Origin of the sequence: Acinetobacter pragensis, assembly GCF_001605895.1 — a bacterium.
Classification (GTDB): Bacteria; Pseudomonadota; Gammaproteobacteria; order Pseudomonadales; family Moraxellaceae; genus Acinetobacter; species Acinetobacter pragensis.
This window is the reverse complement of the sequence record NZ_LUAW01000013.1, coordinates 209710-224589: the sequence shown is the minus strand read 5'-3', so window position 1 is coordinate 224589 and position 14880 is coordinate 209710. Positions and strand designations below refer to the sequence as shown.

Genomic DNA, 14880 nt, shown 5'->3' with positions numbered 1-14880 from the left:
RSWGTTCMRRCKTKTSSKCYTSMKMTYTGKSAWTCCCAGCATGAGCCGCAGGGGGAACTGTTGGGACAATGCTGTTGCTGAATCCTTTTTTAGTAGTTTGAAGAAGGAAAGAATTAAAAAGAGAATCTATAAAACACGCGAAATGGCGCGTGCGGATGTGTTTGATTACATCGAGATGTTTTACAATCGAATCAGGCGCCATTCGCATCTTGATGGAATGAGCCCAGAAGCCTTTGAAGCAGCTTCAAAATGAGGCTACTTCAATGTCTAGGATACTGGGAGCAGTCCATAAGATGTTTTAGTCGTCTTCTAAAGAGAGTGGAGTAATCTGGAACTGTCCAATCTTGTCTGTAAAACGAATGAGACTTTGAATAGATTCGATGATTATTTGCAGTGCTAAATGGAATGAGAATTTCATAATTAAACAGCACTGAATAGCTGTATCTGAATAGATTTGATTTCGTTCTTGTTTGTGCATGCCTTTGAGTATTGGAATCAAACCATATTGAGAGCTTTCTTTGATTTACTAAAAGCTCAGCTATAAGAAGAGCAATTGCTTGTACTGTTGATTTTAGATGCAGTTTTATTCATCTGAAAATTATATTACTGAGTCAGTCTTTAGAAATAGATTTGTACAACAAAAGCGTTGCTACGTATAACATTTTAACAAGCATATTATTTTAAACTCTCTTTATGATTTATAAATTGGTATGAAAATTGCTCCACTATCAAAATGATGCAATTTTGCGAAAGTTGCATCATTTTGAGTCTGCTCATGATTCAAGAAAGACAGTGATGGAGCGAAAAATGAAGATTTATACTCAACGGTTAGAGCGGTTTAACTCGAATCAGAGGTGTGAAAATATCGAATTATCATTTGATGTGCGTCAAAAGAGTCGTTTTCGCGCAACATTAAAAAATGGGGTCGATATTGGTGCAGATTTACCGCGAACAGGCATTTTGCGTAGCGGTTCTTATATTTCAACCGAAACCGGCGATATTTTACGAGTTGAAGCAAAAGCTGAAAAGTTAATGCAAGTAACCGCTGAACATGCTTTCGATTTGCTTAAAGCAGCCTATCATTTGGGCAATCGTCATGTACCCTTAATGCTTAGCCCTAGCGCACTTTATTTTGAACCTGATCATGTGCTCGAAGAAATGGTGATCGGGTTAGGCCTGTATGTTGAAGAGGTCTTACATCCTTTTGAACCTGAAAGTGGCGCCTATGCCCAGCACCACCATGATCATCGTTTAAGCCCGATTAAAGCCTTGCATCATGTCAGTCACTAATGCCGCCCAATTGCTGAGTCTATTAACCCTATCTTCAACGGCACTGCCCATAGGTGCTTATTGTTACTCGCAAGGTGTGGAAAGCGCGATTGAACTGGATGTAATTCATGATGAAATAACCAGTATAGCGTATTTCGAAGATGTACTTGAAATGCTGTTAGGCCGCTTTGAACTCCCCTTGTTAAAGCGTCTTATGCAAAATTACAACCAAGCAGAAACGTTTGATTATTGGGCAAATTTATATCGAGCTAGCCGTGAAAGCAAAGAATTATTGGCAGAATCCAAGCAATTGGCTTTTTCTCTGAATGCGTGGATTCGCGATGTTTTAAAACAGCCTGTGACCGTAAAAAAACAGTTTGGTTTTATTCCAGTATATGCCGACTTATGCGGGCGGTTATCGTTGAATAGTGCGGATGTACTGACAGCTTATACCTTTACTGTACTTGAAAATCAGGTTTTGGCTGCAGTTAAGACCATTCCCTTAGGCCAGATGAGCGGACAACGTATTTTATGGCATTTACATGGTTTAGTTCCAGATGTCATCACACGTGCTTTGGCTTTAGAAGACGACCAGATTAGCAGTGCTTTACCGCGCTATGCCATGCTGAGCATGCATCATGAAAACCAATACTCACGCTTGTTTAGGTCGTAACACTAGAAAATTTAGAAAGATAATGAGGAAATTTGAAAATGTCAGAACGTAGCCCATTACGTATTGGAATTGGTGGTCCGGTCGGTTCGGGTAAAACCGCATTAACCTTAAATTTATGTCAGGCCTTGCGTGAAAAATACAATATGGCAGTTGTGACGAATGATATTTATACCAAAGAAGACTCCAATTTTTTGACCCGTAATGAAGCGATGTCGCCCGATCGCATTGTGGGGGTAGAAACTGGTGGCTGTCCTCATACCGCAATTCGTGAAGATGCCTCGATTAACCTAGCGGCCATTGATGATTTATGTGAAAAAATTGAAGGCTTAGAGCTGATTATTATTGAAAGTGGAGGCGACAATTTGGCGGCCACTTTTAGTCCCGAACTATCTGATTTAACGTTATATGTTATTGATGTGGCGGGCGGAGAAAAAATTCCACGTAAAGGCGGCCCAGGGATCACCAAATCCGATTTGCTGATCATCAATAAAACTGACTTGGCGCCAATGGTGGGTGCCAATTTAGATGTGATGGATCAAGATGCCAAACGCATGCGCGGCGAGAAACCATTCTTATTTTCCAATATGAAAACCAAGGATGGACTGGAATCCATAATATCCTTTATTGAAAAACAAGGCTTATTTAAGGCTTAAGCAGGAGTGTGCTGTCAATGTTAAAGTTAAAAAGATTTTTTGTTGTTGCTGTAGGGAGCTTGCCGATGATTGCTATGGCACATCCTGGTCATGTCCATGAAAGCAGTTTTTGGAATGGATTTAGCCATCCATTTACCGGCCTAGATCATTTAACCATGGCGATTGCTTTCGGTGTCCTGCTCTGGAAGGCCACACAACGCTGGAAAGTCGCAGGTTTTTTCGGTTTGGCAGTAGCGATGATTACAGGCTTTATTTTAGGGCAGCAGCAAATATTACCTAATGTTTTTGCCGAGTACGGCATTGTTTTATCTTTGGCGGTTTTGGCGACAGCGTTATTGATGAAATCTAACCGTATTTTTGCTGTTGCAATCATGGTGCTAGGAAGTTTTCATGGCGTGGCACATGGCAATGAACTGGGACAATCAGGACACATGCTGCAACTTATGTTAGGTATGGTTTCTGCGATGTCGATCATTTATCTGATGGGTTTAGGCTTAGGTGCATTGACTGAAAAATATTTGCCGCATGGCCGAAAAATTATCGCCGCACTGGCTGCCATCCTTGCTGTTATCGGTCTCGCTTAATGTATTTTAAGCAGTATTGCTTATGAATATGTTGAATTTCCGCATCCAGCAAACTGCTGAGAACCCATCGCAGTTTTGGTACGCCTGCCTTGAGCTGGGTTTTTCTTATCAAGCTGCGAATCAGCGCACGACCTTAGCATATCGAAAACATAGCGGACCTGTACGGGTACAAAAAATGTTGTGGCCGGAAAAGAGCGGAGTTTGTCATGCCATTATTGTCCATCCGCCGGCGGGTATTGCAGGCGGAGATCATCTGACTTTTGATATTCAAGTTGATAAGGATGCACATGCTTTGGTAACCACACCCGGTGCAGGAAAATGGTACAAAACAAATGCCAAGCAAGCCTTTCAGCATATTCATATTCGTTTAAAAGACAACGCAGTTTTTGAATGGCTACCGCAAGAAACCATGCTGTTTAATGGGGCCCATGCCGAATCTGAAACCCTTATTCATTTAGATATTGCAGCGAGTTTTATTGGCTGGGACATATTGGTGCTTGGCCGCCAAGCCCGTAAAGAATGCTTTACTGAAGGTCAATATCGCAACCAGTTTCAGCTGTTGCGTGATAACAGGTTGTTGGTCGCAGATCGCTTGAATTTTAGCGGAAATGATCGCTGGCTAACTTCTCGTTTAGGGATGAATGGTCATGCAGTGATGGGAAGTTTTTGGGCGGTTGCGCCGGAAAAATATCGTTCGAGTATGTATTTAGATGAACATGTTGCTGTGATTCGTGAGCTGATGATGCGCATGAAAGTAAATGTCCGTTTAACTTTGTTAGATGATGTCATCTGTGCACGTTTTTTAGGTGACGATGTACGGCAATGTCACGATGCTTTTGCCGCTATTCGCGCCAAATTAAGACGTTATTGGTTTGATTTAGACGAAGAGTTTCCAAGAATTTGGCGGACGTAGTTTATTTTTCTTAGCTTTCATTTTAAACCTTTCCTAAAAGAGAAGGGATTCAAGGCATATCTTGCACACATTTTGCTTAGACATAAATATATGAATTAGGAATCGTTTATGGAACTCAATCCAACCGAAAAAGACAAAATGTTGATTTTTACTGCTGGTTTGGTGGCTGAACGCCGTAAAGCTCGCGGCTTAAAATTGAACTATCCAGAAGCTATTGCTTTTATTTCTGCAGCATTACTTGAAGGTGCGCGTGACGGTATGAGCGTCAGTGAATTGATGCATTACGGCACGACTTTACTTAGCCGCAATGATGTCATGGAGGGGATTGCTGAAATGATTGCTGAAGTGCAAGTTGAAGCGACTTTTCCGGACGGTTCGAAACTGGTCACGGTACATCAGCCGATTCTTTAATTATAAGGACAAGATTATGATTCCTGGCGAAGTCATTACTCCAGATAGAGATATTGAGCTGAATGTCGGTCGTGAAACTTTAAAAATATCTGTAGCCAATGCGGGTGATCGACCGATTCAAATTGGCTCACATTTTCATTTCTTTGAAGCCAATGATGCGCTGCAATTTGACCGTGAGGCTTCGCGCGGTTACCGCTTAAATATTGCTGCCGGTACCGCTGTGCGTTTTGAACCCGGGCAAAGCCGAAATATTGAACTTATCGCATTGGCTGGAAAGCGAGAGGTATATGGCTTTGCAGGACGAGTGATGGGTAAGCTCGACTCATAAAATTGCATCAAAATTATAAGGGTTTATAAATCATGAAAATGTCACGCCGCGCTTATGCGGAAATGTTTGGCCCCACGTTAGGGGATCGCATTCGTTTGGCCGATACTGAACTGTTTATTCAGGTTGAAAAGGACCTGACCACCTATGGTGAAGAGGTCAAGTTTGGCGGCGGTAAAGTGATTCGGGATGGGATGGGGCAGTCCCAGCTCTTGGCGCAAGATGTTGCTGATACCGTTATTACCAATGCCTTAATTATCGATTGGTGGGGCATTGTTAAAGCCGATGTCGGCTTGAAAAATGGCCGAATATGGAAAATTGGTAAAGCAGGAAATCCAGATATTCAGCCCAATATCACTATTCCTTTAGGTGCCGCGACTGAAGTCATTGCTGGCGAAGGGCAGATTCTCACTGCAGGTGGAATTGATAGCCATATTCACTGGATTTGTCCACAACAAGTTGAAACAGCACTTATGTCCGGTACGACTACCATGATTGGAGGCGGTACCGGGCCGGCAGCTGGGACTTCTGCAACTACAGTTACTCCAGGGCCTTGGCACATTGCCACCATGTTGCAAGCCATAGATGATTTACCCATGAACATAGGTTTACTAGGCAAAGGCAATTTGAGTTTGCCGGATCCGGTTCGTGAACAGATTGAAGCAGGTGTGGTGGGCTTAAAATTGCATGAAGATTGGGGATCAACCCCAGCAGCCATAGACAATTGTTTAACAGTGGCGGATGAATATGATGTACAGGTCGCGATTCATACCGACACACTTAATGAAAGTGGTTTTTTAGAAGAAACTCTGGCTGCATTTAAAAACCGAACCATTCACACCTATCATACCGAAGGTGCGGGTGGCGGACATGCCCCAGATATTTTAAAGGCCATCGGTCAGCCCAATGTTTTGCCGTCTTCCACCAATCCGACGCGTCCATATACCATCAACACTATTGATGAACATTTAGATATGTTGATGGTTTGTCATCACCTTGATCCGGCTATTTCGGAAGATGTTGCCTTTGCAGAAAGTCGGATTCGCCGCGAAACCATTGCAGCTGAAGACATTTTGCAGGACTTGGGTGCAATTGCGATGATGTCGTCTGACTCACAAGCCATGGGCCGTGTTGGTGAAGTGATTATTCGCACATGGCAAACTGCACATAAAATGAAAGTGCAGCGAGGTGTACTAGAAGGTGATAATGCCGCGCACGATAATAATCGGGTAAAGCGTTATATTGCCAAATATACCATTAACCCTGCAATTACCCACGGTTTAAGCCATGAAATCGGTTCGGTGGAAGAAGGGAAGCTGGCTGACTTAGTCTTGTGGAAACCGGCGTTTTTCGGGGTGAAACCGGCCATGATTATTAAGGGTGGGATGATTGCTGCTGCGCCGATGGGTGATATTAATGCCTCCATTCCAACGCCACAGCCAGTGCATTACCGTCCGATGTTTGGAGCAAACGTGCGAGGGGTACATAACACCTGTATTACCTTTTTGTCGAAAGCGGGTATTGAAAATGGTGTAGCGGAAAAATTAGGGCTGAAAAAAATAATTTCACCCGTGAAAAACACCCGCAATATTTCTAAAGCAGACATGAAGCACAACACCTATACACCGGTCATGGAAGTCGATCCGGAGATTTACGAAGTACGTGCGGATGGCATGCATTTGACCTGTGAACCGGCGGAAGTATTGCCGATGGCACAAAGGTATTTCTTATTTTGATTTGATCTTTTCCTAACCCTTACTTGCGCTAAGTTTTAAAGCTGTACTTTAAACCTTGTTCAGGTTGGGGAATTCTTATTATTTAAATAAATTTTGAAAAAGATCATTCTCTCTTTGAGTGAAGGTTATATTCAAATTTCTTTAGTTTTTGATTTAAAAGAATATTAATGTTGTAAAATAATTTAGGTTATCAATGAGTTTCTCATTAAAGGCAAATGAATTCCAGAATGTAATGAATAGAATAAGATCTGTTTCAAGTCAAGCAATGGAAAAACCGGATTCAGATTTAAAGCATTCGGCATAAAAATCATATTTGTCAATTTATTCACAACTATGCAGAAGACTCAGAAAAACTACATAAGAAAAATAAAGCAAGGTTTGAAAAGTTTAAAAATATCATTTTTCACCATTCGTTTCATCAGACGATAAGATTCCAATTGCATTCGATAGTATGGAGCAGTCGGCTAAACTAATAGGTGAATTTAGAAAGAATTAAATGAATCTTTTTGGCGCATAAATTGCTTATCACCATTATAGAAAATTGATATAACACATTAGGGAATTGACGTGACTACAGCCTATTTACGCGGCCAAGAACTGATTGAAGATATTCGCAGCGAGCCCTATTCACGTGATCTGATTGGCTATCATGGGGATGTTCCAAAAGTAGAATGGCCAAACCAAGCCCGTATTGCGGTACAGTTTGTACTGAATTATGAAGAAGGCGGCGAAAATCATATAGAACATGGCGATGCAGGTTCAGAGCAGTTTTTATCTGACATTATTGGCGCAGCAAGTTTTCCAGATAAACATATGTCCATGGATTCTATGTATGAATATGGCTCACGTGCGGGTTTTTGGCGGATTCATCAAGAATTTCAAAAACGTAATTTACCCATGACCATTTTTGGCGTGGGCATGGCATTGGTGCGTAATCCCTATATTGTCGAAGCAATCAAAGAAGCTAATTATGACGTAGTATCCCATGGTCAGCGTTGGCTGCATTATCAGGACATAGACATTGATACTGAACGCCAGCACATGGATCAAGCCATCAGTGTATTACAGGCGCTTTTTGGCGAAGCGCCAATGGGCTGGTATACCGGTCGCGACAGTCCAAATACACGGCAGTTACTGGCTGAATTTCCCCAGATAAAATATGACAGTGACTATTATGGTGATGACTTACCATTTTGGAGCGCCGTGACTGCGGCGAGTGGTGAAAAACATCCTCATTTGATTATCCCGTATACCTTAGATAGCAATGACATGAAATTTGCTTCGCCGGGCGGTTTTAATAGCGGTGAACAGTTCTATCAATATCTTAAAGATACCTTTGATGTGCTCTATGCTGAAGGAGAAACTGCGCCAAAAATGATGTCGATCGGGATGCACTGTCGTATTTTAGGGCGACCAGGACGGTTTAAGGCACTACAAAAGTTCTTGGACTATATTAAGACTCATGATCGGGTCTGGGTTTGTCGACGTGGCGATATTGCTGAACATTGGTATAAACACCATGCGGTATAATTAAAAAATATATTTAGAAAGAGAACCTTGGGTTCTCTTTTTTTGATTTTTGCACTTTATAAAATAATACAGAAAACAAATCTGGCATTGTTATTGCAAAACTAGTTTTGAACAAATATTCAATATAATCAGGCGATTTAATAGTGCAACTCGTTGAATTTAATCAAGCATCACCAAAAGATGCCATTAGTTTTTTAAAGCACTGCGTGCAAATACCCAGCTGGTCGACCGCAATAGCAGCGAAGCGCCCTTATGCATCAATTGAAGCAGTTATGCAGTCGGCCAAACAGCAGGCGGAAACATGGGCATGGGAAGAAATTAAAGCAGCTTTGGATAACCACCCGCGTATTGGCGAGAAAAAAGCACAGGCTGAATTGAGTGAAATCGAAAAGAACTTTTCTAACCGTGAGCAAACATCCATTAAACCGAATGAAGAAACCCAGCTAGCTTTACTTAAAGGCAATATCGCCTATGAAAAAAAATATGGCTACATCTTCCTCATTAAAGCCTTTGGATTAAACAGCGAAGAAGTGCTTCAAGCTCTGGAATACCGTTTGGCAAATGATCCAGACATGGAGAAACGCATTGTCCATAATCAACTGGCAGAAATCGCCTTGTTAAGATTGTCTCAGGAGCTGCACGCATGATTAGCACCCATATATTAGATACTCATCTTGGCAAACCCGCGGCACAAGTGGCGATCAAACTTTTTTCTGAAAATGGCACTTTGGTTGGTGAAGAATTTACCGATACTGATGGCCGGGTGACTGATTTTGGTTTAACCGAATTTAAAGCCGGAGCTTATAGCCTTGAATTTGCAACAGCATCTTATTTTCAAACCTTGGGCTTGGAAACTTTCTTTCCCAAAGCTGTCATTCATTTCTATGTGAAAGATGCAGCGCAGCATTTTCATATTCCTTTACTGATTAGCCCATTCGCGTACTCCACATATCGTGGAAGCTAATTTTATTTTTTGACGTTTAGGGAGAAGAAAGAATGACAGAGCAAAGTAAAACAGTATCGCCAGAACACGAATATTTAGGCGCTGTAAAAAGCATTGCTTATGGTTTACAGCATGTTTTGACCATGTATGGCGGCATTATTGCGCCGCCGCTGATTATTGGCACAGCGGCTGGACTGTCACCGACTGAAATTGGTTTGCTGATAGCGGCAGCATTATTTGTCGGTGGTTTGGCAACCATGTTGCAAACCCTAGGGGTGAAATATATCGGGGCAAAGTTACCTTTAGTTCAAGGGGTGTCATTTGCCGGTGTTGCGACAATGGTGGCGATCGTCACCACCGGAGGCGGTTTGCAAGCTGTTTATGGCGCGGTCATTATCGCCTCTTTAATTGGATTTTTTCTTGCACCATATTTTTCCAAGATTATAAGATTTTTTCCACCTGTGGTGACAGGCTGCGTGATTACTGTGATTGGCCTATCGTTGCTGCCAGTGGCGGTACGTTGGATGATGGGCGGTAACAGCAAAGCGCCAGAATGGGGCAGCGTAGAAAATATTGGCATTGCACTGATGACTTTGGCTATTGTGATCTGCTTGAATTTAACCCGCAATCTGACAATCCGTCGTTTATCAATTTTACTTGCCATTATATTGGGCAGTGTTTTTGCCTATGCTTTTGGCTTTGGTGATTTTTCTAAAGTCGCTAATGGGGTTTGGGTACAAGTGCCGAGTTTCTTTGCTTTTGGACTGCCGACCTTTGAGTTTACTGCAATCTTAGCCATGCTGATTGTTACTTTAGTCATCATGACCGAAACCACTGCGGATATTATCGCTGTGGGGGAAATTATAGGTACCGATGTTGATGCGGCACGTATTTCGAATGGCCTGCGAGCGGATATGCTTTCTAGTGCTGTTGCGCCTATTTTTGGCTCATTCATGCAAAGCGCATTTGCACAAAATGTTGGCTTAGTCGCTATTACTGGGGTGAAAAGTCGTTTTGTGGTGGCCGCAGGGGGCATGATTTTAGTGGTTTTAGGTTTACTGCCTATTATGGGCCGTTTAATTGCTGCCATTCCTGTTCCAGTATTAGGCGGTGCAGGCCTGGTACTTTTTGGTACGGTGGCAGCCAGTGGCATTCGGACCTTGGCTAAAATTGATTATAATGAACAAAAAAATCTGATTATTGTGGCAACCGCGATTGCTGCAGGCATGATCCCGATAATTGACCATTCATTTTATGCAAACTTCCCCAAATGGGTGCAGACACTATTCCATTCAGGAATTAGCTCAACTTGTTTGATGGCTGTTATTCTTAATCTCTTATTTAATCATTTGAATTTTTTAAAGGCTCATACACCTATTAACTCTAAACCAGCGGCAGATACACAACATTAATTCCGCAAATGTTGACTCTGCATTTAAGCCCATATCTATGGGCTTTTTTATACCAAAAATTAAAAATTTGGCTTCATTTTTGCTTAAGTAATTGTGTAATTATTTTCTTTCTTTTGGGGCAGAGTTTTTATGAAATTAACACAATTCTTGACTGCAGCAGTACTGGCAACAACAGCAATCGGCACGCATGCAGCACCGATCTGGCAAGATTTCAGTATTACTGGCCTGTATGGCAGTAACTATGAACTGATTGCGCGTGAAGATAAACAGTCAACGGCAACTTTTGAATACACTGCAAAATTAAAATATGGCGATTTCTTCGCTTTTGCTGACCGTACTGACAACGATGTAAGCGGTAAAGAAACGTATTTTGAAGCTTCACCGCGTTTAAGCCTAGGTGCAGTCACAGGTCAAAAACTCGAACTTGGGCCGATTAAAGATGTTTTGGTTGCAACCACTTGGGAAGGCGGTGAGGGGTTTAATAACTACTTGTATGGTGTCGGTGTAGACTTAGCGATTCCTTATTTCCAATATGCACAAGTGAATTTATACCGTGCGAACAATGACTCAATTGATGACGATTACCAGTTAACCTTCGTTTATGGTATTCCATTGAAATTAGGTTCTGAAGATTTCTTAATAGATGGTTTCCTCGACTGGTCAACCTCTGAAGATGACCATGAAAGCGAACGGAACTGGACCACACAGTGGAAATGGAATGCCGGTAAACATATTTCTCCAGACACACGCTTATATGTAGGTATTGAACATTCGGTTTGGACCAACAAATATGGCATTAAGAATGCTGATGAAAACAATGTCAGTGCTTTAGTGAAATATCATTTCTAAGCAGAGTTATGGCTAGGATACTTAAAAGCCCTTGTGAACAAGGGCTTTTTATTTGCTTAAGATTCTATAAGAATGTTTTCCGGAAAAGAATAAACATCACAGTTTGGGCCAGTGCCAATACGGTCAATCACCACAAAATCACTGGGGGCTTCAAGAGTCAGTAAAGGATGATGCCATGTACCTGAACGATAATTAACACCTTGTGACCCATCACTGATAAATGCCTGGATCTGATTCAGATCTGGTTTTTCAGAATCAAGACTCGGTGCAACGACAATTAAAAACCGTTGGGCCTGCATAGGAACAAAAGCCTGTGAACCTAGAGAATGTCTTTCTAGCATTGCAATTTCAAAAGGGATGGTGATGGCCTGAATATTTTTAAAGATACTGAGTCCAACCTTGGCATCACTTTCTACTTCTGCCAAAGCATGGTAACGCTCGGTCCGCTGATTATTGATGTGAAAAAAATGATTACCTTGGCATGTAATGACATCACCATAAGGCAGAAAGTTTTCAGTGGTTAACTGCTGTATTTTTATGCTTGTCATGCTCATACTATTCATCAGTTAATCTACCTTTCCCCAGAGCCGAATCCGGCTAATCCCTCCATCTGGAATCATGTTGACCCGTATATGGGAAATCTTTTCCTGTTTCAAAACTTCTTCTATAAACGTATGAATATGATCCATCTGCATATCTTGTGCCTCTAGTAAAAATGGCCAGAACATGCTTTGTGGAATGAGTTGCTGATCGGTAGCATCTTCGATATAGATGGCTTGTATGGACACTTGGGCAGGGAAGTTGCCTTTAAAATGGGCGGTATCAATTTCAACCTTTTCAATCTTTCCGCTTTGACCCAAAGCTAGAAGACACCAGTCAAAACCGGGGGTACGGCGGCGTTTGGTTTCCCAGCCATCGCCCATATTGATGCCGCGACCCGGATTAATCAGATTGCGTGGATGACCAAAATGCGCATCACTATAAGCAACTACACGACCACCATTTTTTAAAGCTAGCAAGTCTAAAGTTTCGTTGTTGCGTTGCCTTTGAATTTGGACTTCACCATAAACTTTAAACCGTGCCACGCCACCATCAGGATAAATGTTTAAACGCACATGAGTAAAAACCTGATCGGTATCAATATTAAAAATATGATGATCACTTGGATTTAAAATATTATTTTTTAAAATTTTTATCCATTTTACGCTGTTCAAGTCCCCATCTGGTGCATAAGCCACCTCTACAGCGGCAGAAGCAGGATAGTTCCCTGTAAAGAAAGTGGTATCGATATCGAGTGCTTTAATTTTGCCGGCCACCCCTAATTTAATAATGGCCCAGTCATAGCCTGCATAGCGTTTGCGGCGGGTTTCCCAACCGTCCATCCATTTTCCATGTTCATCAAATTTATCTTCTACAAATATCGGTGGATGGAATTGCAGCATGCGTTTTGCTTCAGCAAAAAAATCATCCGAACAACCTATGATTTCTGCACCAATTCGGTCATCTGCCAGATTAGTCAGTGGCTGTATGTGGGTAGGAACATCAAAGATTGGTGCAAGCAACGTTGCCATAAATATCTTCCATTAACTTTATTAATCAAATGAATAGACTTGTTTTTTTTAGTGATTCACCATGAAAAATCGATAAAACAAGCTTTTACATATGTTTAGAAGCACAGCTTGTGCCAACTTTTGAAATTTTAAGTGTGTTAGGTAAAAAATGGCACGCTTTTAGCATTTTGTGGTGCAGATACTTAAATATATAAAGGAGTTATAGATGGAAATTACAGTTATTGGTGCAGGCATAGGCGGTTTAACCACAGGAATTGCACTAAAAAAGTTTGGACATCAAGTCACCATCTATGAACAAGCAGAAAAAATTCTCCCGATAGGGGCAGCCATTTCTTTGTGGTCTAATGGGGTTAAATGTTTAAATTATTTAGGATTAACAGATCAGGTTGCAAAACTTGGCGGACAAATGAATAACTTGGCCTATATGGATGGCCTAACAGGTGAGGTGATGACACAGTTCAGCTTGCATCCTCTGATAGAAGAAGTTGGACAGCGTCCGTATCCAGTATCGCGTTCCGATTTACAAAATATGCTCATGGATGAGTTTGGGCGTGACAATATTCATTTAGGCAAAAAAATGTTGGCTTTTACAGAAGCCGATAATGTGGTTACAGTGCAATTTGCAGATGGAACACAAGTGCAAACACAACTATTAGTCGGTGCAGATGGCACACATTCAAGTACCCGTGCTTATGTATTGGGTGAACAGGTTGAGCGTCGTTATGCAGGCTATGTAAACTGGAATGGTTTGGTTGAAATTTCAGAAGAGTATGCGCCCGCTGATCAATGGACGACCTATGTTGGTGAGGGCAAGCGAGTATCATTAATGCCAGTGGCAGATCATCGTTTTTATTTTTTCTTTGATGTGCCTCTTACAGCGGGTTTAGAAAATAATCGCAGTTGCTATAAAACTTTATTAAAAGAATACTTTGCAGGATGGTGCCCGCAAGTTCAGAAATTAATTGACCATATCAATGAGCAGAAAACCAATCGTGTAGAAATTCATGATATTGAACCGTTTGCACAATACTATAAAGGGCGTGTGGTGATTGTTGGTGATGCTGCACACAGTACAACGCCTGATATCGGACAAGGTGGCTGCCAAGCGATGGAAGATGCGATTTATTTATCTCGCGCTTTGCAAATTAATACCTTGGGCTTGGAGGATTCTTTGAAGCGTTATCAAAACAAACGCAATGAACGCGCTAATGAATTGGTGCTGCGTGCACGCAAACGCTGTGATGTAACGCATATGAAAGATGAAGGCGTGACAAAGGAATGGTATGAAGAACTACGCAAAGAACAGGGACCGCATATTATGAACGGAATTATTAGCAATATTATTGGTAATCCATTGGATTGATATTCAGGTAGCTCAAGAGCCCTGATTTGATAAAGGGCTTTTTGATAAGCATAGGTCACAAAAAATTCAAATCACTAAAACCATTTGGATGAAATGATTCAGAAAACTCCGTGATGAAGTTGTAAATTACTTGCTTTTTATAGCTTTAATAAGGCCAAGTAATGAATCTATATGGGGTCTGTTTAGGCTCATGGCTGCATTTGCAGGCCTGAGGAATGTATTTCAACAGCAACGCGGTATCACTGTCGATGTCTATGGAGTAACACTGGCGCGATTTATTCTGGGTTTTCCTTTTGAGATTCTTTATTTGACCTTTTATATCAGAGTCAGCCTATATCATTTCTGGTTAGCTTTACATCACGTTATGCAATGCATATTGTCATTGCTGGGATCAGCCAGATTGCGGCAACCGCATTAATGGTACAGTTATATAAACAAAAAATCATGCTTATGGTGTCGGAATGGCAATGTATCAGTATGCTGATTTATCTAGGCTTATTCAGTCACAAGACCTTAAAGAGGCCTAGCGAGCAAGATTAGGATTAGCCGTCAACGCCATCCTATACAGTTTTATTGCGTTCTTAGGATGATCCACTGTCATGAGCATGCCGCCTATGGCCATTGTAAATACACTCTGGCAAATTGAAA

The 14880-nt window shown here is 41.6% G+C and carries 16 protein-coding genes and 1 pseudogene; 15 read left to right on the top strand and 2 right to left on the bottom strand.

The genetic code is table 11. The annotated features are described in order from the left end of the window. The 14 genes and pseudogenes from AZH43_RS05405 to AZH43_RS05340 form a co-directional block, all read left to right on the top strand. Positions 1–253, top strand: a pseudogene (locus AZH43_RS05405) (IS3 family transposase); the annotation flags it as partial. Positions 254–807: 554 nt separating this feature from the next. Further along, complete coding sequence (gene ureE / locus AZH43_RS05400; RefSeq protein WP_067667382.1) at positions 808–1290, top strand: urease accessory protein UreE; 483 nt, start codon at positions 808–810, stop codon at positions 1288–1290. Further along, positions 1277–1942, top strand: coding sequence for an urease accessory protein UreF (locus AZH43_RS05395; protein ID WP_067667380.1), 666 nt, complete (start codon positions 1277–1279; stop codon positions 1940–1942). Before ureE ends, AZH43_RS05395 begins: the two co-directional genes overlap by 14 nt. A gap of 38 nt (positions 1943–1980) precedes the next feature. Next, complete coding sequence (ureG, locus tag AZH43_RS05390) at positions 1981–2595, top strand: urease accessory protein UreG (RefSeq protein ID WP_067667378.1); 615 nt, start codon at positions 1981–1983, stop codon at positions 2593–2595. Between the two features lie 17 nt (positions 2596–2612). After that, positions 2613–3179: a HupE/UreJ family protein gene (locus tag AZH43_RS05385; RefSeq protein WP_067667376.1), complete on the top strand. Its 567-nt coding sequence runs from the start codon at positions 2613–2615 to the stop codon at positions 3177–3179. Between the two features lie 28 nt (positions 3180–3207). Beyond that, a complete protein-coding gene (locus AZH43_RS05380; protein ID WP_067667404.1) occupies positions 3208–4092 on the top strand; it encodes an urease accessory protein UreD in 885 nt (294 codons plus the stop codon). A gap of 108 nt (positions 4093–4200) precedes the next feature. Further along, on the top strand, positions 4201–4503 hold the full coding sequence (ureA, locus tag AZH43_RS05375; RefSeq protein ID WP_067667374.1) for an urease subunit gamma: 303 nt from the start codon (positions 4201–4203) through the stop codon (positions 4501–4503). A 16-nt stretch (positions 4504–4519) separates the two neighbouring features. Continuing rightward, positions 4520–4831 carry an urease subunit beta gene (locus AZH43_RS05370; protein WP_067667372.1) on the top strand — a complete coding sequence of 104 codons (312 nt, stop codon included), beginning with the start codon at positions 4520–4522 and terminating at the stop codon, positions 4829–4831. 32 nt (positions 4832–4863) lie between these two features. Next, positions 4864–6564: an urease subunit alpha gene (ureC, locus tag AZH43_RS05365; RefSeq protein WP_067667370.1), complete on the top strand. Its 1701-nt coding sequence runs from the start codon at positions 4864–4866 to the stop codon at positions 6562–6564. 567 nt (positions 6565–7131) lie between these two features. Next, positions 7132–8094: an allantoinase PuuE gene (puuE, locus tag AZH43_RS05360; protein ID WP_067667368.1), complete on the top strand. Its 963-nt coding sequence runs from the start codon at positions 7132–7134 to the stop codon at positions 8092–8094. Positions 8095–8237: 143 nt separating this feature from the next. Next, positions 8238–8741, top strand: a complete 504-nt coding sequence (gene uraD / locus AZH43_RS05355; protein WP_067667366.1) for a 2-oxo-4-hydroxy-4-carboxy-5-ureidoimidazoline decarboxylase — start codon at positions 8238–8240, stop codon at positions 8739–8741. Then, the gene (gene uraH, locus AZH43_RS05350; RefSeq protein WP_067667364.1) at positions 8738–9058 is read left to right on the top strand and encodes a hydroxyisourate hydrolase; all 321 of its coding nucleotides are present in this window, start codon (positions 8738–8740) and stop codon (positions 9056–9058) included. Before uraD ends, uraH begins: the two co-directional genes overlap by 4 nt. Positions 9059–9090: 32 nt before the next feature. Beyond that, positions 9091–10449 (top strand): nucleobase:cation symporter-2 family protein, encoded by a 1359-nt coding sequence (locus tag AZH43_RS05345; protein WP_067667363.1) that lies wholly within the window; start codon positions 9091–9093, stop codon positions 10447–10449. Between the two features lie 129 nt (positions 10450–10578). Then, complete coding sequence (locus AZH43_RS05340) at positions 10579–11298, top strand: outer membrane protein OmpK (protein WP_067667361.1); 720 nt, start codon at positions 10579–10581, stop codon at positions 11296–11298. A 56-nt stretch (positions 11299–11354) separates the two neighbouring features. On the opposite strand, the gene AZH43_RS05335 is transcribed toward AZH43_RS05340, so the two are convergent. Then, a complete protein-coding gene (locus AZH43_RS05335; protein ID WP_067667359.1) occupies positions 11355–11852 on the bottom strand; it encodes an ureidoglycolate lyase in 498 nt (165 codons plus the stop codon). 12 nt (positions 11853–11864) lie between these two features. After that, positions 11865–12869 (bottom strand): allantoicase, encoded by a 1005-nt coding sequence (alc, locus tag AZH43_RS05330; RefSeq protein ID WP_067667357.1) that lies wholly within the window; start codon positions 12867–12869, stop codon positions 11865–11867. A gap of 205 nt (positions 12870–13074) precedes the next feature. On the opposite strand from alc, the gene hpxO reads away from it, so the two are divergent. Further along, a complete protein-coding gene (gene hpxO / locus AZH43_RS05325) occupies positions 13075–14232 on the top strand; it encodes an FAD-dependent urate hydroxylase HpxO (RefSeq protein ID WP_067667355.1) in 1158 nt (385 codons plus the stop codon). Positions 14233–14880: the final 648 nt, after the last annotated feature.

What these genes read in the sequence shown, in the direction of transcription:
- hpxO (WP_067667355.1), top strand. Translation starts at nt 13,075, where the DNA reads ATGGAAATTACAGTTATTGGTGCAGGCATAGGCGGTTTAACCACAGGA.
- alc (WP_067667357.1), bottom strand. Translation starts at nt 12,869, where the DNA reads ATGGCAACGTTGCTTGCACCAATCTTTGATGTTCCTACCCACATACAG.
- uraH (WP_067667364.1), top strand. Translation starts at nt 8,738, where the DNA reads ATGATTAGCACCCATATATTAGATACTCATCTTGGCAAACCCGCGGCA.
- AZH43_RS05395 (WP_067667380.1), top strand. Translation starts at nt 1,277, where the DNA reads ATGTCAGTCACTAATGCCGCCCAATTGCTGAGTCTATTAACCCTATCT.
- AZH43_RS05370 (WP_067667372.1), top strand. Translation starts at nt 4,520, where the DNA reads ATGATTCCTGGCGAAGTCATTACTCCAGATAGAGATATTGAGCTGAAT.
- AZH43_RS05385 (WP_067667376.1), top strand. Translation starts at nt 2,613, where the DNA reads ATGTTAAAGTTAAAAAGATTTTTTGTTGTTGCTGTAGGGAGCTTGCCG.
- AZH43_RS05335 (WP_067667359.1), bottom strand. Translation starts at nt 11,852, where the DNA reads ATGAGCATGACAAGCATAAAAATACAGCAGTTAACCACTGAAAACTTT.
- AZH43_RS05380 (WP_067667404.1), top strand. Translation starts at nt 3,208, where the DNA reads ATGTTGAATTTCCGCATCCAGCAAACTGCTGAGAACCCATCGCAGTTT.
- ureE (WP_067667382.1), top strand. Translation starts at nt 808, where the DNA reads ATGAAGATTTATACTCAACGGTTAGAGCGGTTTAACTCGAATCAGAGG.
- AZH43_RS05345 (WP_067667363.1), top strand. Translation starts at nt 9,091, where the DNA reads ATGACAGAGCAAAGTAAAACAGTATCGCCAGAACACGAATATTTAGGC.
- ureG (WP_067667378.1), top strand. Translation starts at nt 1,981, where the DNA reads ATGTCAGAACGTAGCCCATTACGTATTGGAATTGGTGGTCCGGTCGGT.
- ureA (WP_067667374.1), top strand. Translation starts at nt 4,201, where the DNA reads ATGGAACTCAATCCAACCGAAAAAGACAAAATGTTGATTTTTACTGCT.
- ureC (WP_067667370.1), top strand. Translation starts at nt 4,864, where the DNA reads ATGAAAATGTCACGCCGCGCTTATGCGGAAATGTTTGGCCCCACGTTA.
- AZH43_RS05340 (WP_067667361.1), top strand. Translation starts at nt 10,579, where the DNA reads ATGAAATTAACACAATTCTTGACTGCAGCAGTACTGGCAACAACAGCA.